Origin of the sequence: Curtobacterium uvaldense (assembly GCF_028307415.1) — a bacterium.
Lineage (GTDB): Bacteria > Actinomycetota > Actinomycetes > Actinomycetales > Microbacteriaceae > Curtobacterium.
In genome coordinates, this window is sequence record NZ_JAQMHU010000029.1 from 15,445 (window position 1) to 40,596 (window position 25,152).

Here is a 25,152-nt window from a genome sequence, read left to right on the forward strand (position 1 = left end):
GGACGGGTCGTACGCCGGCCCCGCGGGTGCGGCGGCTGGTCGGCCGGGTGGACGCCGGGTGGACGCCCGGCGACGCCTGAGCGTCGGGTGGGTGTCCGGCGCGACCCGCCGGTGGGTGGTGACGCCGCTCGGGCCGGGGGTCTAGCCTCGCGGCAAGGCGTTCGGGATCGCCGGATGGAGGCGACGCGCCGAAGTACGGATGGGAGCCGCCACATGGACGTGACGATCACGGGCCGGAACGTCGGGGTCACCGATCGATTCCGCACCTACGTGGAACAGAAGTCCGAGAAGATCGACGTGCTCGCCGACCGCGCCCTCGCCTTCGAGGTGCGCCTCAGCCGCCACAACGAGAAGGCCGGCGGCGCCCAGGGCGAGGACCGCGTCGAACTCACCCTGATCGGACCCGGGCCCCTCGTGCGGGCCGAGTCCGCCGCCTCGGACAAGTACGCGGCGTTCGACCTCGCCTTCGCCCGCATCACCGAGCGCCTGCGTCGGGCACGTGACCGCCGCAAGGTGCACCGCGGTCGCCACCGCCCGACCTCGGTGGCCGAGGCCGCCGGCACCGGGTTCGAGCACATGGATGTGACGCCGGCCGACGGACGGCTCATCGAGACCGTCGCGACCGGTGCCGTCCCCGTGGTCGAGGAGTCGCACGACGAGGACGTCGAGCCGTACTCGCCCGTGGTCATCCGGCAGAAGGTCTTCACCGAGGCCCCGATGACCCTCGACGACGCGCTCTACCGCATGGAGCTGGTCGGGCACGACTTCTACCTCTTCGTCGACGCCGAGACCCGGCGCCCGAGCGTCGTCTACCGCCGCAAGGGCTGGGACTACGGCGTGATCGGCATCGACGACGGGAGCGCGGACGGCAGCACCGTCGACGCCGACGCCGTCGGATCAGCGGCCGTCGCGTAGCGCACCGTCGCCGTCCAGCGGGTGCGTGCGGTCCTCGTCGGACCGTGCGCACCCGCTGCCCTCGTCGGCCGTCCCTGCTCGGTGCACCGCCCGTCTCCCAGCGCAGCGCTCCGGCGGGTTGCTAGCATGACTGGCTGTTCGGATCGCGCAGGTCGCGCGCGACGACCCCGTAAGGAGCTCACGTGGCAAACGTGCTGGAGAAGGTCCTCCGCATCGGCGAAGGACGGACCCTCCGACGGCTGAAGGCGTACGCCTCGGCCATCAACGACCTCGAGGACGACTTCGCGAGCCTCACCGACGAGGAGCTCCAGGACGAGACGAAGGAGCTCCGCGAGCGGTACGCCAACGGGGAGTCCCTCGACGACCTCCTGCCGGAGGCGTTCGCCGCCGTGCGCGAGGCAGCCAAGCGCACCCTCGGCATGCGGCACTTCGACGTGCAGCTCATGGGCGGCGCGGCCCTGCACCTCGGCAACATCGCCGAGATGAAGACCGGTGAGGGCAAGACCCTCGTCGCGACGACCGCCGCCTACCTCAACGCGATCCCGTCGCGCGGCGTGCACGTCATCACGGTCAACGACTTCCTCGCGTCGTACCAGTCCGAGATCATGGGGCGCGTCTTCCGTGCGCTCGGCATGACCACCGGCTGCATCATCGCGAACCAGTCGCCGGCCGAGCGCCGCGAGCAGTACGCGGCCGACATCACCTACGGCACGAACAACGAGTTCGGCTTCGACTACCTGCGCGACAACATGGCGTGGCAGGCCTCCGACATGGTGCAGCGCGGCCACTACTTCGCGATCGTGGACGAGGTCGACTCGATCCTCATCGACGAGGCCCGCACGCCGCTCATCATCTCGGGTCCGTCCTCGGGCGAGGCGAACCGCTGGTTCACCGAGTTCGCGTCGATCGCCACCCGCCTGATCCCGGGCGAGGACTACGAGGTCGACGAGAAGAAGCGCACCGTCGGCGTGCTCGAGCCCGGCATCGAGAAGGTCGAGGACTACCTCGGCATCGACAACCTCTACGAGTCGGCGAACACCCCGCTCATCTCCTTCCTGAACAACTCGATCAAGGCCGTGGCCCTGTTCAAGAAGGACAAGGACTACGTCGTGATGAACGGCGAGGTGCTCATCGTCGACGAGCACACCGGTCGCATCCTCATGGGCCGGCGCTACAACGAGGGCATCCACCAGGCGATCGAGGCGAAGGAGGGCGTCGAGGTCAAGGCCGAGAACCAGACCCTCGCGACCGTCACGCTGCAGAACTACTTCCGCCTGTACCAGAAGCTCTCCGGCATGACCGGTACCGCCGAGACCGAGGCGGCCGAGTTCATGTCGACCTACAAGCTCGGCGTGGTCCCCATCCCGACGAACAAGCCGATGCAGCGCATCGACCAGACCGACCTCGTCTACAAGAACGAGAAGGCGAAGTTCGAGCAGGTCGCCGTCGACATCGCCGAGCGCCACGAGAAGGGCCAGCCGGTCCTCGTGGGCACCACGAGCGTCGAGAAGTCCGAGTACCTGTCGAAGCTCCTCGCGAAGAAGGGCGTCAAGCACGAGGTCCTCAACGCGAAGAACCACGCCCGCGAAGCCGCGATCGTCGCGCAGGCCGGTCGACTCGGGGCCGTCACGGTCGCCACGAACATGGCCGGCCGCGGTACCGACATCATGCTCGGCGGCAACTCCGAGTTCCTGGCCGTGCAGGAGATGCACGCCAAGGGCCTGTCCCCGACGGAGACGCCGGAGGAGTACGAGGCCGCCTGGGACGACGTCTTCGCCCGCGTCAAGGCCGAGATCAAGGAAGAGGCCGACAAGGTCCGCGACGCCGGCGGTCTGTACGTCCTCGGTACGGAGCGCCACGAGTCGCGCCGCATCGACAACCAGCTCCGAGGTCGTTCCGGTCGTCAGGGCGACCCGGGCGAGAGCCGCTTCTACCTGTCGCTGACCGACGACCTGATGCGCCTGTTCAACTCCGGTGCGGCCGAGAGCCTGATGGGCCGCTCGAACGTGCCGGACGACATGGCGATCGAGAACAAGCTGGTCAGCCGGGCGATCCGGTCCGCCCAGGCGCAGGTCGAGGGCCGCAACGCGGAGATCCGCAAGAACGTCCTGAAGTACGACGACGTCCTGAACCGCCAGCGCGAGGCGATCTACAGCGACCGCCGTCACATCCTCGAGGGCGACGACATCAACGACCGTGCGCAGTCGTTCCTCAAGGCCGTGATCGACGACGTCATCGACACGCACACCGGCGAGGGCTCCCCGGACGACTGGGACCTCGACGCGATGTGGACCGAGCTCGGCACGCTGTACCCGATCTCGATCTCCATCGACGAGGTCATCACCGAGGCCGGTTCGAAGGGCAAGGCGACGCGCGAGTTCCTGGCACGCGAGATCCTGTCCGACGCCAAGCTCGCGTACCAGCAGCGTGAGGAGCTCCTCGGTGACGAGGCCATGCGCGAGCTCGAGCGCCGCGTCGTCCTCTCCGTGATCGACCGTCGTTGGCGGGACCACCTGTACGAGATGGACTACCTCAAGGACGGCATCGGCCTCCGCGCGATGGCACAGCGCGACCCGCTGGTCGAGTACCAGCGCGAGGGCTACGCGCTCTTCCAGAGCATGATGGGCCAGATCCGCGAGGAGTCGGTCGGGTACCTGTTCAACCTCGAGGTCCAGGTGCAGTCGGACGGCGACAACGCGGTCATCGAGGCGAAGGGGCTCGGGGAGTCCGAGGCCACCGGCCTCGAGTACTCGGCGCCGTCGATCGACGGCGAGGTCGAGGTGCGCGACGAGCGCGGACGCCTGGAGCAGGCCGCCACCGCTCGCGCGCAGCGCGCACAGGCCGAGGCCGAGGCAGAGGCCGCCGGTCCGGAGCAGGGGTCGGCGTTCGGCAACGCGGCGACCGCCTCCGGACAGGCCGCCGCGGGTAACCGCGCGGAGCGTCGTCAGGCCGCCAAGAAGGGCTGACGCCCCACGACGGACGGGAGGCGCGGTGCCGGACGGCACCGCGCCTCCCGTCCGTCGTGTCCCCGGTGCGGGATCAGAGCACCCCGATCGCGGTCGCTCGCCAGCGCCCCTGCCGCAGCTCGAGCCGGAGCGCGACGGCACGCGCGTGGCTGCGCGTGTGCACCACCACGGCTGCCTCCGCGACGCCGGGCGCCGGCTCGCAGACCCGGACGCTCCCGACCTGCAGGATCGGGCGGGCGCGGGACCGTCTCCCGATCGACCGCGCCCGAGCGCCGAGGGCGGCACGCTGCAGCAGGTGCCGCTGCACGTCCTCGGTGATCCAGCGCGCGATGCTGTCGACCTCGCGCCCACCGGTCAGGACCTCGACGACGCACAGCCCGAGTGCCCGCGCCGTGTCGGCGACGTCCGGTGTCGCCGTCGTGGTCTCGGACGACGTCCCGGCCTCGGCGCCGTCCGCGACGTCGGGGTGGCCCCTGCCCGCCGCCACGAGCTCCCGGTGCTCGGACTCGCTCCTCGGTGTCGTCCCGGTCACCGGGGCGAGCGTCCGCGGTACCGGTCCGCTCTGGTCGTCCGCCGTGATCGGACGCGCTTCTCCTGCCGCCATGTCCCCTCCGGTCCCGAGCGTACGGACGAATGGCGCATGTGAAATACCGACGTCATCGTGCTTGTGGAGGGGCGTCGTTCTCCACAGACGGGCGCACCTAGACTTGCCGGGTGTCGACCCTCAGTGATCTCGTCCTCGCGCAAGGCCGGTCCTCGGAAGCGGACGTGGAGTGGCTCCACCTGCTCGTGGGGGACTGGCAGCTCCTCGCCGACCTCTCCTTCGCGGACATGGTGCTGTGGGTGCCGACGGCCGTGGACGGCTCGTTCATGGCCGTGGCGCACGCGCGTCCGAGCTCGGCGGCGACCCTGTTCTACCGCGACATCGTCGGGCAGGAGATGCGTGAGGAGTGGCGCGACCAGGTCACCCAGTGCTTCGCGAGTGCGACGGTCGTCGACTCGGCCGAGCCGGACTGGTACGAGGACACGCCGACCCGGGTCCGTGCGATCCCCGTGCTCCGCCGGCTGACCACGAACAGCACCGAGACGACCGACCGTCCGATCGCCGTGGTCACCCGGCACTCGAACCAGGACGAGATGCGGACGCCGAGCCGCCAGGAGCTGAACTTCACCGCGAGCGCGAACGACCTGTTCGGCATGATCGCGACCGGTGACTTCCCGGACCTCGGGGCGCCGGCTGGTCCGCGCCGCGGTGCGCCCCGCGCGAGCGACGGTCTGCTCCGCCTCGACACGAACGGCACCGTGACCTTCGCGAGCCCGAACGGCCTCAGTGCCTTCAACCGCATGGGCTTCGAGGGGGAGCTCGAGCGGAAGTCCCTCGCCGAGGTGACCACCGAGCTCATCGGCTCGAAGCTCGACGTGGACGAGTCCCTCCCGCTCGTCGTGACCGGTCGTGCGCCGTGGCGCGCCGACGTCGAGGCGAAGGGCGTGACGGTGTCACTCCGGTCGATCCCGCTGCGTGACCACGGGGAGCGCATCGGCGCCATCGTGCTCTGCCGCGACGTCACCGAGCTGCGGCACCAGGAGCGTGAGCTCATCACCAAGGACGCGACGATCCGCGAGATCCACCACCGGGTGAAGAACAACCTGCAGACGGTCGCGTCGCTGCTGCGGATCCAGGCCCGACGGACCCACTCCGACGAGGCCCGCACGTCACTGCAGAACGCGATGCGCCGTGTCGCCGCGATCGCCGTCGTGCACGACACCCTGTCGACCGGTCTCAGCCAGAACGTCGACTTCGACGAGGTGTTCGACTCGGTGCTCAAGCTCGTGACCGAGGTCGCCGCGTCGCACAACACCACCGTCCGCCCGAAGAAGACCGGCGAGTTCGGCGTGCTGCCCTCCGAAGCCGCGACGCCTCTCGCGCTCGGGCTCACCGAGCTCGTCACGAACGCCGTGGAGCACGGGCTCGACGGGCGCGACGGCGAGGTCGAGATCGTCGCGAACCGCGCCGACGACCACCTCGACATCGAGGTCCGTGACAACGGTGTGGGCCTGCCCGAGGGCAAGGTCGGCTCGGGTCTCGGCACGCAGATCGTCCGCACGCTCATCCAGGGCGAGCTCGGCGGCACGATCGACTGGCACACGCTCACCGGCAGCGGGACCGAGGTCACGATCACGATCCCGTTCCGCTGGCTGACGGCCGCCGGCGCCGCCTAGGCCGACGCGTCGCGGGCGTGTTCGTGTGGCGTCCGTTGCCCGTGCACAACCGGAAGCACCTCGCGCCGCGGGTATCCGTGGTGCGAGGTGCTTCCGGTTGTGCGGCCGTCCCACGGCAACGGCGGGCGACGGCGGTCGTCCTGCGGGCGACCCCGGGCGGCACCGCACGCCTGCGACGCCCGCGCGCACGACGACGCCCGTCGCTCCCCCGGGAGCGACGGGCGTCGTCGTGTCAGGAGCGCTGCGTCAGGAGGCGCGGCGGGCGCGGGCAGCGCGGCGCTTCAGCGCACGACGCTCGTCCTCGCTCAGGCCGCCCCAGACACCGGAGTCCTGGTTGTTCTCGAGGGCGTACTGCAGGCACATCTCGGTCACGGTGCACCGCGCGCACACCGACTTCGCCTTCTCGATCTGGTCGACGGCCGGTCCGGTGTTCCCAACGGGGAAGAAGAGCTCGGGGTCCGCGGTGAGGCAGGCTGCCTGGTCACGCCAGTCCATGTGTGGTGCTCCTTGATGTCGATGCTCGAACGGCAGGCCGGGGCCGCGGCTCGGGGATCGGAACGCTGGCATGCACAGGGCACGAGGGGAACCTGTGGGGGAGGCTTCCGCTGGGAGCGAGTCTGACGCCCGCTGGACGCTCGGGGGAGAAGCGTCGAACCGCGGGAGACGCACACCACATCGTGCCGTCCAAACGACCTCGAATATCGTTCCATACTGGGATGACCAAATCAAGGGTCCCGATGCTGGAGGCTTGCTGTGCCCGACACCACCCCGACCGCTCCGGACCACGTCCCGGGCCGCCCGCCGGCCGTCACGACCCTGCTCGTCGTGGTGGGGCTCGAGGCCCTCGCGCTCGTCGTCACGACCGTCGTGCTGCTCGTGGAGTCGATCGTCGCCCCGTCGTCGAGCATCGCCTCGGCCGTCGCGCTCACCCTGCTCTGCGCGGTCGCCGCGCTGTGGCTGGTCTCGCTGGTCGTCGGGCTGCGCAACCGTCGGGCGTGGGTCCGCGCCGGCATCCTCGTGTGGCAGGTGATGCAGGGCGCCCTGGCCATCGGTGCGTTCCAGGGCGTGTTCCGGGTCGCCTGGGTCGGCTGGGCCCTCCTGATCCCCGCGCTGCTCGGGCTCACCCTGGTGCTCTCGCGTGCCGTGACGGGGTGGCTCGTCCCGCGCGACGCTCGCGACGAGTAGCCGCGACCCCGGGACGGACGAGAGCGCGCCCCGCTCTACGGGACGTGCCGACGCACGGGAGGCGCGCTGCCAGCTGGCAGCGCGCCTCCCGTCCGTGACGTGGCCGGGTCTCAGACCAGGCCGAGCTTCTTCCGCAGGCTCGCCACGTGCCCGGTCGCCTTCACGTTGTAGAGCGGCAGCTGCACGACGCCGTCCTCGTCGACGACGACCGTCGACCGGATCGTGCCGGTGACGATCTTCCCGTAGTTGTTCTTCTCGCCCCACGCGGCGTACGCCCGGTGCACCGCCAGGTCCGGGTCGCTGAGGAGCGGGAAGGTCAGCGCCTGCTCGTGCTGGAAGGTCTTGAGCTTCGCGGGCTCGTCCTTCGAGATGCCCAGGACCTCGTAGCCGGCTGCCTGGAGCGACGACATGTTGTCGCGGAAGTCGCAGGCCTCGGTCGTGCACCCGGGGGTCGACGCCGCCGGGTAGAAGTACACGATCACCTTGCGACCCCGCAGGTCCGCGAGGCTGTGCTGCGCGCCGTCCTGGTCCGGGAGGGTGAAGTCGGGGGCGGTGTCGCCGGCTGCGAGACGGTCGGTCATGGTGCTCCTGTTCGGTCGCGGCGCCCGAGTGGTCGTGGGCACGCGAAAGTCATGCTAATGTTGTTTCCCGTTGCAGCACGGAAGTGCGAGAGCGACAGACAACTGAACACCATGCGCCTCTAGCTCAATTGGCAGAGCAACTGACTCTTAATCAGTGGGTTCTCGGTTCAAGTCCGAGGGGGCGCACCGCAAGGCCCGGTCGGATCACTCCGACCGGGCCTTCTTCGTTCCCCGGGACGGTCCGGTCGGTGGCCCCGGAGGGCGACACGCGCGGACTGCAGTCGGGGCGCAGATCCGCGACCAGGATCTCGGACGTGCTCTCGAGTCCGACCCGGGGCGGCCTCAGGTGGTCGGGAGGTCGACCACGCGCGTCCCGCCGACGAGGGGTGCGAGGGCACCGCCCGTCGCCGCCGCGAGCTCGGCACCCAGGACGTCGAGCGCGTCCTCGGGGACCCAGAGCGTGAACCCGACGGTGCTGCCGTAGGTCGGGGGGTCGAAGGTCGCTCCGTGCTGCTGCACCCACTGCCGGAGCACGTTGTCGATGCGGCCGGCGTCCGCGTGGGGCGCGGTGACGTCGACGCGGGTCAGCTCGACGCGCTGCAGCGTCGTGGCGCGGTCCAGCGTCTCGGACACCGAGGTCGAGTACGCGCGGACGAGTCCGCCCGCACCGAGCTTCACCCCACCGAAGTACCGGGTCACGACGGCGACCACGTCGGTCAGGTCGCGGCGACGCAGGACCTCGAGCATGGGGACCCCGGCGGTCCCGGACGGCTCCCCGTCGTCGGAGGACCGTGCCTGGTCGCCGAGCACCCCAGTGACCATCGCGGAGCAGTTGTGCCGGGCGTCCCAGTACCGGCGGCGGACCTCGGCGACGGCGCGCTCCGCGTCCTCGACCCCGCTGACGGGGACGACCGTGGTGACGAACCGCGACCTCGTGACGACGATCTCGTGCTCGACGGTGCCGGCGATGGTCGACGGGAAGTGGCGGGGCACGTGCTCGAGGGTAGCCGCGCGCCGTCGGCGGCCCGCGCTACCATGGCGTGCACAGCCGACGACTGGGGAGGAGTCCGATCGACATGACGACCGTGGATCCCAGGGGCGGCGCGCTCGACGCTGCCGAGCTCGCTCGTCGACTCAACCTGTTGCTCGACTTCGAGGAGTCGCAGCGCGGCGCTCCCGTGCCCTTCGCGGCGATCGAGGAGTACGTCGCGGCGCAGGGCGGTTCGCTCTCCCGCGCCAAGTGGACGTACATGCTCTCCGGCGACGGCCGACGCAACCGGGACACCGACCTCCTGCGCCTGCTCGCCGGGTTCTTCGAGGTCGACGAACGCTTCCTGCTCGAGGACAGTGCGGTGCCCGAACGGATCGGCGCCCAGATCGCGCTCGTCCGTGCGCTGCGGTCGGCACGGGTGAGCGGCTTCGCCGCGCGGACGTTCCCGGGGGAGCTCTCACCCGAGGCCCTGCGGCGCATCGCCCAGGTGCTCGAGGAGGAGTCGGCACGAGGGGGTGTGGCGTGACGGACCCCTCGGTCGAGGCCTTCTGGGCCCGCGGGGCAGCCGAGGGCTGGTCGGACATCGACCAGGCCGTCGCCGCTGCCGCCGACCACGTCGGCAAGCCGGTCGTCGTGCGCGAGGAGTCGTTCCTCAGCGCCGAGCCGGTCTGCGGGTTCGTGGCGACGCTCGAGCACCAGCACCTCGTGATGATCTCGCCGACGAACTCGGCGACGTTCCGGTCGTTCGTCATCGGCCACGAGCTCGGGCACGTGCTGCACCGGCACTCGGAGCACGCGGCACAGTCGGCCTACGTGCGCGACGTGATCCCGGACGTCCCCGAGTACAAGGTGGAGCGAGCACTCGCGCGCGGGCTGTTCTCGAACACCTACGAGCACGAGGCCGAGCTCTTCGCCGACCGCCTCGCCGCCCTCATCCGGTCGAACCGAGGTCGTCCGAGCGCCTTCCGCGGGGTCTTCGGGTGATCGTCTCCGTCACGATGGCGGTGGTCCTCGTCGTCGGGACGGTGGTGCTGTTCCGACTGCAGCGGGGGCAGGACCGGACGCTCGCGGTGACGTTCCTGCTGTTCACCGCGACGATCGTCACGAACGTCGATCCGCTGTACCGCTGGCTCGACCCGCTCGTCGGTGGCCGCAACGTCGTCACGGTCGTCAGCGACTGCCTGATGATCGCCGGGACGAGCACGCTCCTCTGGGGCGTCGCGAAGGCCGTCGGCGCAGCGTGGCGGTGGCTGCGGACCGCCATCATCGTCGCGTTCGCGGTCGTCGTGGTGGTGGTCGTGGCGGCGTTCCTCACGCTCGACCAGCCGCCGACCACGACGACGTTCATGCTCGTCGCGGGGCACCAGCCCGCCGCGGCCGTCTACTCGATCGCGCAGACGACCTACCTCGGCACTGCGGTCGGCGCCACCGGTGTGATCTGCATCATGCGCCTGCGGGAGGCCCGGACGGCGGCGGACCTGGTCGGGCTGTGGGTGATCGTGCTCGGCGGGGTCCTCGGTGTCGTGCGGATGGTCGTCGTCGCCGTGATGGACGTCGCACACGTGGTCGGTCGCCTCGACGTCACCCGCGCGCTCACCCCGCCGTACGACGTCACGACGCCCGGCGCGGTGCTCTGCATGGCCTCGGGGATGCTGCTGCTGGTCATCGGCCACCAGCTCTCCCGTCGACGCCGTGCGCGCCGCCTGGACGCCGCCCTGGCCGCCCTCGAGCCGCTGCACGCCCGCATCGGTACCGACAACGCCTACCCGGCGACCGAGGACACCGCGACGCGGCTCAGCCGGACCATCGTGGAGATCAACGACGGTGCCCGCCGCTCGCGCCGACCGCTGGACGCCGACGAGCGCATCGTGCTCGCCGAGGCGGAGTCCGCGCTCGACGAAGCGCTCGCGCCTGCTCGCGACTCCGTCTGAGCCCTGCTCGTCTGCATCGGTCGGATCACGTTCCCGAGCAGCGCTCGACGTTGCGGTGTGCTTCCGTGTAGGGTCTGTAGCACGTGCTACACGACGGGGTCCCTCGTCGTCGGCACGCCGGGGAGGTCTCGGCCGCGTTGGGGGCGGCCGAGCACCCCCGGGCTCACGCTCCGGTCACGAGCCGGGATCGCGTCGCTGTCTAGACTCGTCGGGTGACCGTCTTCGCCGCCATCGTCCTGTTCCTCGCCGCCGTGTTCAACCTCGTGACCTGGCCGCGCTTCTTCCAGCGGGTCGCGAAGGACAGCCGGGCGCGCGACGCGGCCGGCAAGCCGACGACGTTCTACACGGTGCACCTGGTGCTGCTGCTCATCGCCTTCGCGATCGCCCTCGCCGCCGTGGTCGCGGGGATCCTGCTGCTGGTCTGACGCGGTCCGAGTGGCCACCTGACGGACGGGAGGCGCGGTGCCGGCTGGTACCGCGCCTCCCGTCCGTCCGTGGTCACCATGCGCTCGTGAGCCGCCGCCGTCCCGTCGAGCCGCCGCTGTGCCGGCGAGACGCCGCCGTCCCGGCGAGCCGCCGCCGTCCCGGCGAGACGCCGCCGTGCCGGCGAGACGCCGCTGTATCCGGCGGCGTCTCGCGGCGCCTGCGGTGTCTCGCACGAACGCAGGCGTCTCGAACTGATGCAGGCGTCCCGCGCTGACGCCGGCGTCCCGCGCCGACGCCGGCGTCTCGCGCGCGGCGAGCGACCCGGACGGCTCAGGAAGCCGGCGGCAGCGGCGCCCCGAGCGCCCGCTCGAGCCCGAGCCGCGCCACCCGCTCGTCGCCGGTGTCGAGCAGCACGCGGAACGTCTCGTCCTCGCAGACGAACTCCACGCACACCGCGTCGAAGTCGCACGGCTCGATGCGCCACCCGGTGATCAGGTCAGTCGGCACCTGCGTCAGTGCGTCGCGCTCGAAGCTCGTCTCCGCGCGGACGGTGTCGTCGTAGACCCGGATCCGCCCGAAGGTGCCACGCCAGGTGAGCTGGAGGTCGAGCGTGGGGGAGACAGAAGGGTCCGGCACGCGCCGATCGTACCGGCGCGCACCGGACCCTGTCCGGGAGGCGCGATCAGCCGCGGGAGCTGCCCGACCCGTCCTGTCCGTCGCGGCGGACCTGGTTCGCGGGGTCGCGCACACCGATCGGGAACGGCCCGGTCACACCCTCGCGGAGCGCGGCGATGCGGAGGATGCGGTCGCGCTGCAGGAACCAGCCGACGATCAGCAGCGGGATGATGACCACGAGCGAGGCGATCGTGTACGTGCCCACGGGGTAGTCGATCGCCATGAGCACGACCACCGACGCCAGGAACGCGAGCGTCAACCACGAGGTGACCGGGGCGCCGGGCAGCTTGAACGACGGCTCCTTCGCGAGCCCCTGCTTCGCCCACTGCCGCAGCTTCATCTGGCAGAGGATGATCGTGCCCCACGCGGTGATGATGCCGAGGCTCGCGACGTTCAGCGCGATCTCGAACGCCTGCGCCGGCACGAAGTAGTTGAGGGCGACGCCCGCGACGGTGAACGCCGCGGTGAGCAGGATGCCGGCGTACGGCACACCGCCCTTCGACATCTTCGTGGTCCACTTCGGCGCGGAGCCGTTCATGCCCATCGAGTGCAGCGCGCGGCCGGTGGAGTACAGCCCCGCGTTCAGCGACGAGAGCGCCGCGGTGAGCACCACGAAGTTCATGATCGACCCGGCGACGACGCCGACCTGCGGGTTGCCGAGCGACGAGAAGAACGTCACGAAGGGGCTCTGCCCGTCCTTGTACGACGTGTACGGCAGGAGGAGGGAGAGCAGGACGACCGACCCGACGTAGAAGACCGCGATGCGGAAGACGACGGAGTTGATGGCGCGGGGGATGACCTTCTCGGTGTCCTGGGTCTCGCCGGACGCGGTGCCGACGAGCTCGATGGCGGCGTAGGCGAACACGACGCCCTGGACGACGAGCACCGCCGGCAGCACGCCGTTCGGGATGAGTCCGCCGTTGTCGGCCCAGATCGAGAAGCCCGTGCGGACCGCCTCGCCGCCGGTCTCCACCGGGAAGGCGAAGATCAGCCAGACGAGGGCGATCACGAGGAACGCGACGAGTGCGGCGACCTTGATGAGCGCGAACCAGAACTCGAGCTCGCCGAACACCTTGACGGCGACCATGTTGGCGGCGAGCACGACGACGAGGGCGATGAGTGCGAGGAGCCACTGCGGTGCCGCGGTGAACGCACTCCAGTAGTGGAGGTACAGCGCGACGGCGGTCGTGTCCACGATCGAGGTCATCGCCCAGTTCAGGAAGTACATCCACCCGGCTGCGTAGGCGAACTTCTCGCCGTAGAACTCGCGGGCGTAGGAGATGAACGACCCGGAGGACGGGCGGTGCAGGACGAGCTCGCCGAGCGCGCGCAGGATGAAGAACGCGAAGACGCCGGCGATCAGGTAGGTGACCGCCAGCGCGGGGCCGGCGGTGTTCAGGCGTCCACCCGCGCCGAGGAAGAGCCCGGTGCCGATGGCCCCACCGATCGCGATCATCTGCAGTTGCCGGGGCTTCAGGCCGTGCTGGTAGCCCTCCTGCTCGTGCGAGAAGTCGTTCGCGGGCTTCGCAACACCCGTGTCGTTCTGCGCTGTCATGCGCGCCAACCTACATGCGTGGACGGCCCGGGGTGGAACGGGAGCCCACCCTGAACGACACCACAGGTGTGCCGACGCTGAACGCCCACCGACGCCGGTCCGACAGCATGGACGGATGGACACCCTCCTCCGACTCCTCGTCGCGATCGGGATCGCCCTGCTCGTGACGGCCGCCGCAGCGCTCGTCCTGCACCTCGTGCTCCGGACCATCGCCCGCCGGGAACGCTGGGCCGCGGTCCTGTCCCGGCGCACCAAGCACCCCGCGCGGTCGATCCTGCTCATCGCGCTGCTCTGGACGGCCTTCACGACGAGCATCCCGCACGACGAGGACACCTACCCGTGGCGCGACGAGGTCTCGCACGCCTTCCTCATCGCCACCATCGCCGTCGGCTGCTGGCTGGCGTGCCAGATCGCCATCTTCCTCGAGGACCTCGGCCTGCACCGCTACCGCGTCGACGTCCCCGACAACCGGGTGGCACGGCGCATCCGCACCCAGGTCCTCATCATCCGCCGACTCACGGTCGCCGTGCTCGTCATCATCGCGGTCGGCGCGATCCTGCTGACCTTCCCCGGGGTCGAGGCCGCGGGCGCGAGCGTCCTGGCCTCGGCCGGACTCATCTCCGTCGTCGCGGGTCTCGCGGCGCAGTCCACCCTCGGCAACGTGTTCGCCGGCATGCAGCTCGCGTTCTCCGGGTCGATCCGCGTCGACGACGTCGTCGTGGTCGAGCAGCAGTGGGGGCGCATCGAGGAGATCACCCTGACTTACGTCGTCGTGCACCTGTGGGACGACCGCCGGTTCGTGCTCCCGTCGACCTACTTCACGTCCACGCCGTTCGAGAACTGGACCCGCACCGGCAGCGAGCTGCTGGGCGCGGTCGAGTTCGACCTCGACTGGCGGATCAGTCCGACCGAGATGCGCGGGGAGCTCGACCGCATCCTGTCGACCTCGACGATCTGGGACGGTCGGACCAAGGTGCTCCAGGTCACCGACGCGGTGAGCGGGCTCGTGCGGGTCCGCATCCTGGTGTCCGCTCCGGACGCCGGCGGCCTGTTCGACCTGCGCTGCTACGTCCGCGAGGAGATGGTCGAGTGGGTGCAGCGCGAGCACCCCGACGCCCTGCCCCGTCAGCGGGTGCAGGTCACGCAGGGCACCGAGCGCGTCGGCGAGCGCCGCGCCCGCACCGAGGAGCAGGACGCTGCGCTCTTCCGTGAGGGCGACGAGCGCACCGCGCTGTTCACCGGTCCGATCCAGACGTCCGACATCCGCCCGGACGAGGTCCCGCCCGAGCGCTGACCGCACGCGCTGACAGCCTGCGCTGACCGCACGGGCGCCCGCAGGTCGCGACGCCACGGGACGACGGACGGGAGGCGCGGTACCGGTGGGTACCGCGCCTCCCGTCCGTCGTCCGGTCACCGTCGTGACCACGACGTGCGTCCTAGCGCTGGCGCGCCTTGACGGCTCGGTCGTCCTCGACGACCGTGCCGAGCGCGACGATCGTCGTCGCGAGCCACGCGATCCACGTGAGGGCCAGGCGCCAGTCGCGCGGCCCCTGCCGGGTGGTCTGCACGACGCTGTAGCCGCTGATGATCGAACTCCACACCGCACCGCTGAACATGAACTTCCGCACGGGTTCCTCCTCCTGGTCGTCCCCGCCACGCTACCGGCCGCTACATTGGAGCGCCGCCGGTCGCCCTGCCGGTCCGCAGAGCGAGGAGACACCGTGCGCCAGGCCGTCATCGGGGGAGTGCTGCTCGTCGTGGGCGCCGTCTGCGTCGCGCTCGGGCTGCTGCCCCTCTCGGACCTCGGCGCGCTGGCCGACCGGGTCGTCCCGGTGCTCGCGTTCGTGCTCGGGCTGACGATCGTGTCGGAGCTCGCGGCCGACGCCGGTGTCTTCGACCGGCTCGCCGACCTGGCGGCCCGCGTCGGCGGCGGGCGCACGATCGGCCTCTGGGCGGCCGTCGTCGTGCTCGCGGTGGTCTGCACGGTCTTCCTGAGCATCGACACCACGGCGGTGCTCCTCACCCCGATCGTCATCACGCTCGCGCGTCGCGTCGGGCTGCCGCCGATGCCCTTCGCGCTCACGACCGTGTGGCTCGCCAACACGGCGTCGCTCCTGCTGCCGGTGTCGAACCTGACGAACCTGCTCGCCGTCGACGGGATCGGCCTCGACGGCCCGATCCCGTTCGCCGGCCTCATGGTGTGGGCGGCGCTCGCCGGGGTCGTCGTGCCGTGCGCGGTGCTCCTCGTGGTGTTCCGCGGGAAGCTCTTCGGCCGGTACACGCCGGTCGACGTGCGACGGCCGCGCGACCCGCTGTTCTTCTGGGCGGCCTCGGCGGTGCTCGTCCTGCTCGTGGTCGCGCTGACCGCCGGCGTGACGGTCTGGGTCGCGGCGCTCGTCGCGGCGGCGCTGCTCGTCGTCGTCGCCGCGTTCCGCGCACCGTCCGAGCTCCGGCCGTCCCGCGTCCCCTGGGCGACGCTCGTCTTCGCGGCCGGGCTGTTCGTCGTCGTCGAGACCCTGCACGCCACGGGGCTCACCGACCCGATCGTGCAGGCGCTGTCCGGTGGCACCGACACCGGGTCGCTCCTGCTGCTCGGCGGTGCCGGCGGGGTCGCGGCGAACGCGATCGACAACCTGCCCGCGTACCTGGTGCTCGAGCCGGCCGCCGGACACGAGGCGCTGCGCTACGCGGCGCTCCTGGTCGGCGTGAACGCGGGGTGCCTCATCACGCCGTGGGCCTCGCTCGCGACGCTGCTGTGGCACGCACGGCTGTCGGCCGAGGGCGTGCACCTGTCGTGGGGACGCTACATGGCGCTGGGGTGCGTGGTCGCGCCGCTCACCGTCGTCGCCGGTGTGCTCGCGCTGCAGCTCTGAGGCGGCCGGCTACAGCCAGTCCTTGCTCTTGAACACGCGGTAGAGCACGAGCGACGTCGCGACGATCAGCGACACCGATGCGGCCAGTCCGCTCCAGTGCCCCTCCCCGGGGAACGTCACGTTCTGCCCGAAGAACCCGGTGATGGCGGTCGGGATCGCGATGATCGCCGCCCAGCTCGTCACCTTCTTCATCACGGTGTTCTGCCGGTTCGACGCCAGGTTCAGGTTCGTGTCGAGGACGCTCGACACCGCGTCGCGGAGCTGCTCGACCGAGTCCGCGATCGTCACGAGGTGGTCCTCGACGTCACGGAGGTACGGGCGGATGCCGTCGGCGATCGTCTCGGCGTCGCCGTGCAGCAGGGACCCGACGCTGTCGCGCGTGGGCACGACCTGCCGCCGGAGCACGCCGAGCGCCTTCCGCAGCCGGAAGGACCGGCGCTGGACCTGCTGCTCGCGCGGGTCCCCGTGCTCGAACAGGTCGTCCTCGAGGTCGTCGATGCGTGCCTCGATGTCCTCGACGGCCTTCGTGGCGTGGTCGACGACGGCGTCGAGGAGTCCCCAGACGAGCCAGGGCACCCCGCGGTCGGCCAGGTCGGCGTTCGCCTCCAGCCGCCGTTCGACGGCGCCGAGGTCGACGTCGGGGCCGTGGATGGTCACGAGCGCCCGGTGCGTGACGAAGGCCTTCACCTCGTGCGTGACGAGCTCGCCCTCGGCGTCGAGGCCGTCGACGTCGTAGACGACCAGGAACAGGCTGTCCCGGTAGCGGTCGAGCTTCGGCCGCTGCCCGTGCTCGAGGGCGTCCTCGACCGCGAGCGCGTGCACCCCGAGCTCGTCCTCGAGCTGGTCCAGGTCACCGGGGTCCGGGTCGACGTGGTCCACCCACACGAAGGTGCCGTCGTCGCGCTCCAGCAGGTCCGACACCCGTTCGACGGGGAAGTCCCGCTCCACCGCGGTGCCGTCCCGCCACGCCCGTGTCATGACCATGGCGACGAGCCTAGTGACGGCGCACCGAGAGCCGGCCGCCCCTCCGCTGGTACCGTCGGCCTCGATCCCGGCGCACCGGCCGGAGGGAACGGAGACACCAGCACCCCATGGCAGCAGACACCGACCCGGACCGCTACGCCTTCGTCGTCGCCTCGAACCGCCTCCCGGTGGACCGCGTCGTCGACGAGGACGGCAACGAGGGGTGGCGGCACTCGCCCGGCGGGCTGGTGACGGCGCTCGAACCGGTCATGCGCGCCAACGACGGCGCCTGGGTCGGGTGGGTCGGCCAGCCGGACGTCGAGGTCGCACCGTTCGACAACGAGGGCATCCACATCGTGCCGGTGCCGCTCAGCGCCGCCGACGTCGAGGAGTACTACGAGGGGTTCAGCAACGACACGCTGTGGCCGCTCTACCACGACGTCATCGAGCACCCGAGCTACCACCGCGACTGGTGGATCGCGTACCGACGCGTCAACGAGCGCTTCGCCGACCAGATCGCCGAGATCGTCGAGCAGGACGGCATCGTGTGGGTGCAGGACTACCAGCTGCAGCTCCTGCCGGCGCTGCTGCGGGAGCGCCGCCCCGACCTGACGATCGGCTTCTTCAACCACATCCCGTTCCCGCCGGTCGGCATCTACGCGCAGCTGCCCTGGCGCGCGCAGATCCTCGACGGGCTGCTCGGTGCCGACGTGATCGGCTTCCAGCGCCAGGACGACGCGAGCGACTTCCTCCGCGCGGTCCGGCACATCAAGGGCTACACCACCAAGGGGTCGACCATCGACGTCCCCGTGGACGACCCGGCGGCCCCGCGGAGCCGCAAGGGCATCACCGTGCGGCACGTCGAGGCACGGCACTTCCCGATCTCCATCGATGCCGAGAGCTTCGAGGAGATCGCCCACCGGCCCGAGGTGCAGGAGCGCGCGCGGGAGATCCGCGAGAGTCTCGGCAACCCGAAGACCGTGCTGCTCGGCGTCGACCGGCTCGACTACACGAAGGGCATCCGGCACCGGATCAAGGCGTTCGGCGAGCTCGTCGAGGACGGCCGGATCGCGGTCGAGGACGCCACGCTCGTGCAGGTCGCGAGCCCGAGCCGCGAGCGGGTCGACACCTACGCGACGCTGCGTGACGAGATCGAGCTCACCGTCGGCCGCATCAACGGCGACCTCGGGGTCATCGGCCACCAGCCGATCGCGTACCTGCACCACGGGTACCCGCGCGAGGAGATGGTGGCGCTCTACCTGGCCGCCGACATCATGCTCGTCACGGCCCTGCGCGACGGCATGAACCTGGTCGCGAAGGAGTACGTGGCCGCCCGGTTCGACAACGACGGCGTGCTCATCCTGTCCGAGTTCGCGGGTGCCGCCGACGAGCTCAAGCAGGCCGTCATCGTCAACCCGCACGACATCGGCGCGCTGAAGGACTCGATCCAGCGCGCCATCGAGATGCCCCGCCGCGAGCGCTCCACGCGCATGCGCGCGCTCCGCAAGCGCGTCCGCGACAACGACGTGGCCCGGTGGTCCCGCTCGTTCCTCGAGGCGCTCGACCGGCACGCCCCGCGCGGGTCGCGGATCGACCCGTCCGACGACGGCGGCGAGCGGCACCGCGAGGCGGAGGACGACGGGATGTCGATCTTCGACCAGGACGCGCAGAAGGCGCGTGCCGCCGAGGACACCCGGGAGGCACGCGGTGCCTGAGGTCTCCACCGACCCGGCCGTCCTGGCGGCGGCCCTCGAGACGCTCGCGGCTGCGCCGCGACTGCTCGTCGCCCTCGACTTCGACGGCACGCTCGCACCCTTCGCCGACGACCCCGCACGGGTCGGGGCGCTCCCCGGCTCCTGGGCCGCGGTGCTCACCCTGCAGCGCGCCCGCGACACCGAGGTCGTGCTCGTCTCCGGGCGTCCGCTCGAGGGGCTCGCCCGGGTGTCGCACGCACCCGACGGCATGGCGCTCGTCGGGTCGCACGGTGTCGAGTGGCGCGTGGACGGCCACGACGAGGCCGCGCTGAGCGACGACGAGCTCGCGCGGGTCGAACGGGTCGGCGCTGCCCTCGACGAGGTCGGTGCACGGTTCCCCGACGTCGTGATCGAGCACAAGCCGGCCGGCCACGGTGTGCACACCCGGCGGGCGAGCGTCGAGGACGCGGCCGCGGCGAACGCGGCGGCGCACGAGGCGGCGCACGCAGCAGACCCGGACGTGCTGGAGCGCGGCGGCAAGGACATCGTCGAGTTCGCCGTCCGGCACGTCACGAAGGGCGACGCGATCGATCGACTGCGCGGGCTCCGCGGCGCCGACGCGGTGTTCTTCGCCGGCGACGACGTCACCGACGAGGACGCCTTCCGGGTGCTCCGCGACGGCGACGTCGGCGTGAAGGTGGGGGAGGGCGACACGCTCGCCGCCCACCGCGTGGCCGACCCTGCGGCGCTCACCGACGTCCTGAAGCAGCTCGGACGCCTGCGCGCGACGCGCTGACGACCCGGCCCCGCGCCTCCCGTCCGCGCAACGGTGTCCGGGTGGTATCCCAACTGGTCCTAGACTGCCTCCATGCCTGACATCGACGTGAAGCCGCGCAGCCGGGTCGTCACCGACGGGATCGAAGCGACCACCTCGCGTGGCATGCTCCGCGCCGTCGGCATGGGCGACGCCGACTGGGACAAGCCGCAGATCGGGATCGCCTCGTCCTGGAACGAGATCACCCCCTGCAACCTCTCGCTCGACCGCCTCGCCCAGGGTGCGAAGGAGGGCGTGCACTCCGGCGGCGGGTACCCGCTGCAGTTCGGCACCATCTCCGTCTCCGACGGCATCTCGATGGGCCACGAGGGCATGCACTTCTCGCTCGTCTCCCGCGAGGTCATCGCCGACAGCGTCGAGACGGTCGTCAACGCCGAGCGCCTCGACGGCACCGTGCTGCTCGCCGGCTGCGACAAGTCGCTCCCCGGCATGCTCATGGCCGCCGCGCGTCTGGACCTCGCGAGCGTCTTCCTCTACGCGGGTTCGGTCATGCCGGGCTACGTGAAGCAGGCCGACGGCTCCTTCAAGGAGGTCACGATCATCGACTCCTTCGAGGGCGTCGGTGCGTGCAAGGCCGGCACCATGACCGAGGCCGAGCTCAAGGAGATCGAGTGCGCGATCGTCCCGGGCGAGGGCGCCTGCGGCGGAATGTACACCGCGAACACGATGGCGAGCGTGGCCGAGGCCCTCGGCATGTCGCTGCCCGGGTCCGCGGCCCCGCCGAGCGCCGACCGTCGCCGTGACTACTACGCCCACCGCTCCGGCGAGGCGGTCGTCAACATGCTGCGCCTCGGGCTCACCGCCCGCCAGATCCTGACGAAGGAGGCGTTCGAGAACGCCATCGCCGTCGCGATGGCGCTGGGAGGCTCGACCAACGTCGTGCTGCACCTGCTCGCGATCGCGCACGAGGCCGAGGTCGAGCTGAGTCTCGACGACTTCAACCGCATCGGCTCGAAGGTGCCGCACCTGGCGGACATGAAGCCGTTCGGCAAGTACGTCATGGTCGACGTCGACCGCAACGGCGGCATCCCGGTGATCATGAAGGCGCTGCTCGAGGCCGGTCTGCTGCACGGCGACGTCATGACCGTCACCGGCAAGACCCTCGCCGAGAACCTGGCCGAGATCGACCCGCCGGAGCTCGACGGCGAGGTCTTCCGGAAGCTCGACAACCCGATCCACACCACCGGTGGCCTGACGATCCTCAAGGGCTCGTTCGCGCCCGAGGGTGCCGTCGTGAAGACCGCCGGCTTCGACGCCGCCGTGTTCGAGGGCCCGGCGCGGGTGTTCGACCGCGAACGCGCCGCCATGGACGCCCTGACCGAGGGACGGATCCAGAAGGGCGACGTGGTGGTCATCCGCTACGAGGGCCCGAAGGGCGGCCCCGGCATGCGCGAGATGCTCGCCATCACCGCTGCCATCAAGGGCGCGGGCCTGGGCAAGGATGTACTACTGTTGACGGACGGACGATTCTCAGGCGGCACAACCGGCCTGTGCATCGGCCACATCGCACCGGAAGCCGTGGACGCAGGTCCAGTGGCATTCGTGCGCGATGGCGACCGCATCCGTGTCGACATCGCGGCTCGCTCGCTCGACCTACTGGTCGACGACGCCGAGCTGGAGGCCCGCCGAGAAGGCTGGGCCCCGCTGCCCCCGCGCTACACCCGCGGAGTCCTCGCGAAGTTCGCGAAGCTCGTCCAGTCCGCCGCCAAGGGCGCGGTCACGGGCTAGCGTCGACACGTTCGAACCGCCATCCCTCCAGGCAAGGACCACCTCATGCCCACGGAAGCCACTCCGCTGTCCGCGGCCGCCGGTACGCGGCGGTCGCCCGAGATCCTGACCGGCTCGGGAGCCGTCCTGCGGACGCTCGAGCACCTCGGGATCACCGACGTCTTCGGCCTGCCCGGCGGCGCGATCATCCCGTTCTACGACGAGCTCATGGCGTCGACGACCATCCGCCACGTCCTCGTGCGCCACGAGCAGGGTGCCGGCCACGCCGCCGAGGGGTACGCCTCCTCGTCCGGCAAGGTCGGTGTCGCCATCGCGACGTCCGGTCCCGGTGCGACGAACCTCGTCACGGCGATCGCCGACGCCTACATGGACTCGGTGCCGTTCATCGCGATCACCGGGCAGGTGTTCTCGACCCTGATGGGCACCGACGCCTTCCAGGAGGCCGACATCGTCGGCATCACGATGCCGATCACGAAGCACTCGTTCCTCGTGACCGACCCGGCCGACGTGCCGGCGACGCTGGCCGCGGCCCACCAGATCGCCACGACGGGTCGCCCGGGCCCGGTGCTCGTCGACATCACGAAGGACGCCCAGCAGAAGTCGGCGCCGTACGTCTGGCCGCCGAAGATCGACCTGCCCGGCTACCGTCCGGTCACGAAGGCGCACGGCAAGCAGATCACGGCCGCGGCCCAGCTGCTGGCCGAGGCCGAGCGTCCGGTGCTGTACGTCGGCGGCGGCGTCGTCCGCTCCGGTGCGTCGGCCGAGCTCCTGCGCTTCGCCGAGGCCACCGGTGCGCCGGTCGTCACGACCCTCATGGCCCGTGGCGCCTTCCCGGACTCGCACCAGCAGCACCTCGGCATGCCGGGCATGCACGGCACGGTGCCCGCGGTGCTCGGCCTGCAGGAGAGCGACCTCATCGTCGCCCTCGGTGCACGCTTCGACGACCGTGTGACGGGCAAGGCGGACGAGTTCGCGCCGCACGCCAAGGTCGTGCACGTCGACATCGACCCCGCGGAGATCTCGAAGATCCGCTTCGCCGACGTGCCGATCGTCGGCGACGCCCGCGAGGTCCTCGTCGACCTCCTCGACGCCTGGGACGACGTCTCCGCCGAACGGGCGGACACGAGCGCCTGGTGGGCGAAGCTCGACCAGCTCCGGCAGGACTTCCCGCTCGGGTACGCGGAGCCGACCGACGGGCTGCTCGCGCCGCAGGCGATCATCAAGCGCATCGGTGAGCTCACCGGTCCCGAGGGCGTGTTCGCCTCCGGGGTCGGGCAGCACCAGATGTGGTCCGCGCAGTTCATCCGGTACGAGCGGCCGAACGCCTGGTTGAACTCGGGTGGCGCCGGCACCATGGGCTACTCGGTCCCCGCGGCGATGGGCGCGAAGGTCGCCCAGCCGGACCGCGTGGTCTGGGCGATCGACGGCGACGGGTGCTTCCAGATGACGAACCAGGAGCTCGCGACCTGCGTCATCAACGACATCCCGATCAAGGTCGCGGTCATCAACAACTCCTCGCTCGGCATGGTGCGGCAGTGGCAGACGCTGTTCTACGACGGCCGACACTCCTTCACCGACCTGCAGACCGGTCACGGCACGCGCCGCGTCCCGGACTTCGTGAAGCTCGCCGACGCCTACGGTGCCCTCGGCATCCGCGTCGAGAAGGCGGACGAGGTCGACGCCGCCATCCAGCTCGCCCTCGAGACGAACGACCGCCCCGTGGTGATCGACTTCGTGGTCAGCCGCGACTCGATGGTCTGGCCCATGGTCCCGCAGGGGGTCAGCAACTCGTCCATCGAGTACGCCCAGGCCCTCGCCCCGACCTGGGACGACGAGGACGCCGACATGACGGGAGAAACCGCATGAGCCACGTCCTCTCCCTCCTCGTCGAGGACAAGCCGGGTCTGCTGACGCGCGTCGCGGGGCTGTTCGCCCGGCGCGGCTTCAACATCGAGTCGCTCGCCGTGGGCGGCACCGAGGTCGAGGGCCTGTCCCGGATCACGGTCGTCGTCGACGTCGAGGACCTGCCGCTGGAGCAGGTGACGAAGCAGCTCAACAAGCTCGTCAACGTCATCAAGATCGTCGAGCTCGACTTCTCCCAGTCGGTGCAGCGCGAGCACATGCTCGTGAAGGTCCGCGTCGACAACCAGACCCGCTCGGCCGTGCTCGAGGCCGTGAACCTCTTCCGCGCGCAGGTCGTCGACGTGGCGACCGACTCGCTCATCGTCGAGGTGACCGGCGACCCGGGCAAGATCCAGGCGATCCTCCGCGTCCTCGAGCCCTACGGCGTCAAGGAACTCGCCCGCGCCGGTCTGCTCGGCATGGGCCGTGGGCCGAAGAGCATCACCGACCGCGTGCGCTGAGCACACCCCGCTTCCGGGCGGGAGGCGCGGGGCGGTCCCGCCACGCGCCTCCCGTCCGCACACCACAAGCCACCAGAACCAAGGAGACACACCCTCGTGACTGACATCGTGTACGACGCCGACGCCGACCTGACGCTCATCCAGGGCAAGAAGGTCGCCGTCATCGGCTACGGCTCGCAGGGCCACGCCCACGCGCTCAACCTCCGTGACTCCGGCGTCGAGGTCGTCATCGGCCTCAAGGAGGGCTCGAAGAGCCGCGACAAGGCGACCGAGGCGGGCTTCCAGGTCCTCACCCCGGCCGAGGCGACGAAGAACGCCGACGTCGTCGTGATCCTCGCGCCGGACCAGGTGCAGCGCATCGTCTACGCCGAGGACATCGAGCCGAACCTGAAGGACGGCGCGACGCTCGTCTTCGGCCACGGCTTCAACATCCGCTACGGCTACATCGAGGCCCCCGAGGGCGTCGACGTCGCGCTCGTCGCGCCGAAGGGCCCGGGGCACACCGTCCGTCGCGAGTACGAGGCCGGCCGTGGTGTGCCCGTGATCGTCGCCGTCGAGGTCGACGCCTCCGGCAGCGCCTGGGACCTCGCCTGGTCGTACGCCAAGGCCATCGGCGGCCTGCGTTCCGGCGGCATCAAGACGACCTTCACCGAGGAGACCGAGACCGACCTGTTCGGTGAGCAGGCCGTCCTCTGCGGTGGCACGTCGCAGCTCATCCAGTACGGCTTCGAGACCCTGGTCGAGGCGGGCTACCAGCCGCAGATCGCCTACTTCGAGGTCCTGCACGAGCTCAAGCTCATCGTCGACCTCATCTGGGAGGGCGGCCTCACCAAGCAGCGCTGGTCGATCTCCGACACCGCCGAGTTCGGTGACTACGTCTCCGGCCCCCGCGTGATCTCGCCCGAGGTCAAGGAGAACATGAAGGCCGTGCTCTCCGACATCCAGGACGGCACCTTCGCCAAGCGCTTCATCGAGGACCAGGACGCCGGCGCGCCGGAGTTCAAGGAGCTCCGCGCGAAGGGCGAGGGCCACCCGATCGAGGCCACCGGCCGCGAGCTCCGCGCGCTGTTCGCGTGGAAGTCGAACGACGCCGACTACGTGGACGGCTCGGCCGCGCGGTAGTCTGCGGTCGACCACCCGACTCCCGAGGCGGGGGGGGGGGGGGCCCCCCCCCCCCCCCCCCCCCCCCCCCCAAAACCACCCCTTACCCAACACCAACACCCCCACCACCAGGCCCCCCCCCGGGGGCCC

The 25,152-nt window shown here is 70.8% G+C and carries 24 protein-coding genes and 1 tRNA gene; 17 read left to right on the forward strand and 8 right to left on the reverse strand.

Annotation, left to right across the window (positions count from 1 at the left end):
- The first annotated feature begins 213 nt into the window (after nt 1-213).
- Both hpf and secA read left to right on the forward strand, forming a co-directional pair.
- A complete protein-coding gene (gene hpf / locus PIJ49_RS14105; RefSeq protein WP_271826889.1) occupies nt 214-915 on the forward strand; it encodes a ribosome hibernation-promoting factor, HPF/YfiA family in 702 nt (233 codons plus the stop codon).
- Between the two features lie 182 nt (nt 916-1,097).
- Complete coding sequence (gene secA, locus PIJ49_RS14110) at nt 1,098-3,881, forward strand: preprotein translocase subunit SecA (RefSeq protein WP_066654965.1); 2,784 nt, start codon at nt 1,098-1,100, stop codon at nt 3,879-3,881.
- A 73-nt stretch (nt 3,882-3,954) separates the two neighbouring features.
- Here the strand turns inward: secA and PIJ49_RS14115 are convergent, their stop codons facing one another.
- The gene (locus PIJ49_RS14115) at nt 3,955-4,413 is read right to left on the reverse strand and encodes an Rv3235 family protein (RefSeq protein ID WP_144411321.1); all 459 of its coding nucleotides are present in this window, start codon (nt 4,411-4,413) and stop codon (nt 3,955-3,957) included.
- A 182-nt stretch (nt 4,414-4,595) separates the two neighbouring features.
- Between PIJ49_RS14115 and PIJ49_RS14120 the strand changes: the two genes are divergently transcribed.
- Nucleotides 4,596-6,101, forward strand: coding sequence for a sensor histidine kinase (locus PIJ49_RS14120; protein ID WP_209685230.1), 1,506 nt, complete (start codon nt 4,596-4,598; stop codon nt 6,099-6,101).
- Nucleotides 6,102-6,347: 246 nt separating this feature from the next.
- Here PIJ49_RS14120 and PIJ49_RS14125 read toward each other — a convergent pair whose 3' ends face one another.
- The gene (locus PIJ49_RS14125; protein ID WP_022904217.1) at nt 6,348-6,596 is read right to left on the reverse strand and encodes a WhiB family transcriptional regulator; all 249 of its coding nucleotides are present in this window, start codon (nt 6,594-6,596) and stop codon (nt 6,348-6,350) included.
- A gap of 258 nt (nt 6,597-6,854) precedes the next feature.
- Between PIJ49_RS14125 and PIJ49_RS14130 the strand changes: the two genes are divergently transcribed.
- On the forward strand, nt 6,855-7,286 hold the full coding sequence (locus PIJ49_RS14130) for a hypothetical protein (protein WP_066654959.1): 432 nt from the start codon (nt 6,855-6,857) through the stop codon (nt 7,284-7,286).
- A gap of 110 nt (nt 7,287-7,396) precedes the next feature.
- Here PIJ49_RS14130 and bcp read toward each other — a convergent pair whose 3' ends face one another.
- A complete protein-coding gene (bcp, locus tag PIJ49_RS14135; RefSeq protein ID WP_066654958.1) occupies nt 7,397-7,867 on the reverse strand; it encodes a thioredoxin-dependent thiol peroxidase in 471 nt (156 codons plus the stop codon).
- 113 nt (nt 7,868-7,980) lie between these two features.
- Between bcp and PIJ49_RS14140 the strand changes: the two genes are divergently transcribed.
- Nucleotides 7,981-8,053, forward strand: a tRNA-Lys gene (locus tag PIJ49_RS14140).
- Between the two features lie 156 nt (nt 8,054-8,209).
- Here the strand turns inward: PIJ49_RS14140 and PIJ49_RS14145 are convergent.
- The gene (locus PIJ49_RS14145) at nt 8,210-8,860 is read right to left on the reverse strand and encodes an IMPACT family protein (RefSeq protein ID WP_066654956.1); all 651 of its coding nucleotides are present in this window, start codon (nt 8,858-8,860) and stop codon (nt 8,210-8,212) included.
- An 83-nt stretch (nt 8,861-8,943) separates the two neighbouring features.
- On the opposite strand from PIJ49_RS14145, the gene PIJ49_RS14150 reads away from it, so the two are divergent.
- The 4 genes from PIJ49_RS14150 to PIJ49_RS14165 all read left to right on the forward strand — a co-directional run bounded on the left by PIJ49_RS14150 (nt 8,944) and on the right by PIJ49_RS14165 (nt 11,214).
- On the forward strand, nt 8,944-9,384 hold the full coding sequence (locus tag PIJ49_RS14150; RefSeq protein ID WP_066654954.1) for a hypothetical protein: 441 nt from the start codon (nt 8,944-8,946) through the stop codon (nt 9,382-9,384).
- Entirely contained in the window at nt 9,381-9,842 is a 462-nt protein-coding gene (locus PIJ49_RS14155; RefSeq protein WP_066654952.1) for an ImmA/IrrE family metallo-endopeptidase, read from the forward strand. Before PIJ49_RS14150 ends, PIJ49_RS14155 begins: the two co-directional genes overlap by 4 nt.
- Entirely contained in the window at nt 9,839-10,789 is a 951-nt protein-coding gene (locus PIJ49_RS14160; RefSeq protein WP_271826890.1) for a hypothetical protein, read from the forward strand. Before PIJ49_RS14155 ends, PIJ49_RS14160 begins: the two co-directional genes overlap by 4 nt.
- 212 nt (nt 10,790-11,001) lie before the next feature.
- Nucleotides 11,002-11,214, forward strand: coding sequence for an SCO4848 family membrane protein (locus tag PIJ49_RS14165; RefSeq protein ID WP_066654946.1), 213 nt, complete (start codon nt 11,002-11,004; stop codon nt 11,212-11,214).
- Nucleotides 11,215-11,545: 331 nt separating this feature from the next.
- On the opposite strand, the gene PIJ49_RS14170 is transcribed toward PIJ49_RS14165, so the two are convergent.
- Nucleotides 11,546-11,851, reverse strand: a complete 306-nt coding sequence (locus PIJ49_RS14170; protein ID WP_066654944.1) for a hypothetical protein — start codon at nt 11,849-11,851, stop codon at nt 11,546-11,548.
- A 46-nt stretch (nt 11,852-11,897) separates the two neighbouring features.
- Nucleotides 11,898-13,445: an amino acid permease gene (locus tag PIJ49_RS14175; RefSeq protein WP_066654943.1), complete on the reverse strand. Its 1,548-nt coding sequence runs from the start codon at nt 13,443-13,445 to the stop codon at nt 11,898-11,900.
- Nucleotides 13,446-13,560: 115 nt separating this feature from the next.
- Here PIJ49_RS14175 and PIJ49_RS14180 point away from each other — a divergent pair, with 115 nt between their 5' ends.
- The gene (locus tag PIJ49_RS14180) at nt 13,561-14,739 is read left to right on the forward strand and encodes a mechanosensitive ion channel family protein (protein ID WP_066654941.1); all 1,179 of its coding nucleotides are present in this window, start codon (nt 13,561-13,563) and stop codon (nt 14,737-14,739) included.
- A 142-nt stretch (nt 14,740-14,881) separates the two neighbouring features.
- On the opposite strand, the gene PIJ49_RS14185 is transcribed toward PIJ49_RS14180, so the two are convergent.
- A complete protein-coding gene (locus tag PIJ49_RS14185) occupies nt 14,882-15,073 on the reverse strand; it encodes a hypothetical protein (protein WP_058728987.1) in 192 nt (63 codons plus the stop codon).
- Between the two features lie 93 nt (nt 15,074-15,166).
- Between PIJ49_RS14185 and PIJ49_RS14190 the strand changes: the two genes are divergently transcribed.
- Nucleotides 15,167-16,318: an SLC13 family permease gene (locus PIJ49_RS14190; RefSeq protein ID WP_251159488.1), complete on the forward strand. Its 1,152-nt coding sequence runs from the start codon at nt 15,167-15,169 to the stop codon at nt 16,316-16,318.
- A 9-nt stretch (nt 16,319-16,327) separates the two neighbouring features.
- Here PIJ49_RS14190 and PIJ49_RS14195 read toward each other — a convergent pair whose 3' ends face one another.
- The gene (locus PIJ49_RS14195; RefSeq protein ID WP_066654931.1) at nt 16,328-17,302 is read right to left on the reverse strand and encodes a magnesium transporter CorA family protein; all 975 of its coding nucleotides are present in this window, start codon (nt 17,300-17,302) and stop codon (nt 16,328-16,330) included.
- Nucleotides 17,303-17,409: 107 nt separating this feature from the next.
- Here PIJ49_RS14195 and otsA point away from each other — a divergent pair, with 107 nt between their 5' ends.
- The 6 genes from otsA (at nt 17,410) to ilvC (ending at nt 25,023) form a co-directional block, all read left to right on the forward strand.
- Nucleotides 17,410-18,996, forward strand: coding sequence for an alpha,alpha-trehalose-phosphate synthase (UDP-forming) (otsA, locus tag PIJ49_RS14200; protein ID WP_066654929.1), 1,587 nt, complete (start codon nt 17,410-17,412; stop codon nt 18,994-18,996).
- Nucleotides 18,989-19,771, forward strand: coding sequence for a trehalose-phosphatase (gene otsB / locus PIJ49_RS14205; RefSeq protein ID WP_066654927.1), 783 nt, complete (start codon nt 18,989-18,991; stop codon nt 19,769-19,771). The genes otsA and otsB overlap by 8 nt, the downstream gene beginning before the upstream one ends.
- A 72-nt stretch (nt 19,772-19,843) precedes the next feature.
- The gene (gene ilvD / locus PIJ49_RS14210; protein ID WP_066654925.1) at nt 19,844-21,538 is read left to right on the forward strand and encodes a dihydroxy-acid dehydratase; all 1,695 of its coding nucleotides are present in this window, start codon (nt 19,844-19,846) and stop codon (nt 21,536-21,538) included.
- Between the two features lie 45 nt (nt 21,539-21,583).
- Nucleotides 21,584-23,404, forward strand: a complete 1,821-nt coding sequence (locus tag PIJ49_RS14215; protein ID WP_271826891.1) for an acetolactate synthase large subunit — start codon at nt 21,584-21,586, stop codon at nt 23,402-23,404.
- Nucleotides 23,401-23,901 (forward strand): acetolactate synthase small subunit, encoded by a 501-nt coding sequence (gene ilvN, locus PIJ49_RS14220; protein ID WP_066654921.1) that lies wholly within the window; start codon nt 23,401-23,403, stop codon nt 23,899-23,901. Before PIJ49_RS14215 ends, ilvN begins: the two co-directional genes overlap by 4 nt.
- A 96-nt stretch (nt 23,902-23,997) precedes the next feature.
- The gene (gene ilvC, locus PIJ49_RS14225; RefSeq protein ID WP_209685237.1) at nt 23,998-25,023 is read left to right on the forward strand and encodes a ketol-acid reductoisomerase; all 1,026 of its coding nucleotides are present in this window, start codon (nt 23,998-24,000) and stop codon (nt 25,021-25,023) included.
- Nucleotides 25,024-25,152: the final 129 nt, after the last annotated feature.

What these genes read in the sequence shown, in the direction of transcription:
- ilvN (WP_066654921.1), top strand. Translation starts at nt 23,401, where the DNA reads ATGAGCCACGTCCTCTCCCTCCTCGTCGAGGACAAGCCGGGTCTGCTG.
- PIJ49_RS14215 (WP_271826891.1), top strand. Translation starts at nt 21,584, where the DNA reads ATGCCCACGGAAGCCACTCCGCTGTCCGCGGCCGCCGGTACGCGGCGG.
- hpf (WP_271826889.1), top strand. Translation starts at nt 214, where the DNA reads ATGGACGTGACGATCACGGGCCGGAACGTCGGGGTCACCGATCGATTC.
- PIJ49_RS14180 (WP_066654941.1), top strand. Translation starts at nt 13,561, where the DNA reads ATGGACACCCTCCTCCGACTCCTCGTCGCGATCGGGATCGCCCTGCTC.
- otsA (WP_066654929.1), top strand. Translation starts at nt 17,410, where the DNA reads ATGGCAGCAGACACCGACCCGGACCGCTACGCCTTCGTCGTCGCCTCG.
- ilvD (WP_066654925.1), top strand. Translation starts at nt 19,844, where the DNA reads ATGCCTGACATCGACGTGAAGCCGCGCAGCCGGGTCGTCACCGACGGG.
- PIJ49_RS14175 (WP_066654943.1), bottom strand. Translation starts at nt 13,445, where the DNA reads ATGACAGCGCAGAACGACACGGGTGTTGCGAAGCCCGCGAACGACTTC.
- PIJ49_RS14125 (WP_022904217.1), bottom strand. Translation starts at nt 6,596, where the DNA reads ATGGACTGGCGTGACCAGGCAGCCTGCCTCACCGCGGACCCCGAGCTC.
- PIJ49_RS14150 (WP_066654954.1), top strand. Translation starts at nt 8,944, where the DNA reads ATGACGACCGTGGATCCCAGGGGCGGCGCGCTCGACGCTGCCGAGCTC.
- bcp (WP_066654958.1), bottom strand. Translation starts at nt 7,867, where the DNA reads ATGACCGACCGTCTCGCAGCCGGCGACACCGCCCCCGACTTCACCCTC.
- PIJ49_RS14195 (WP_066654931.1), bottom strand. Translation starts at nt 17,302, where the DNA reads ATGGTCATGACACGGGCGTGGCGGGACGGCACCGCGGTGGAGCGGGAC.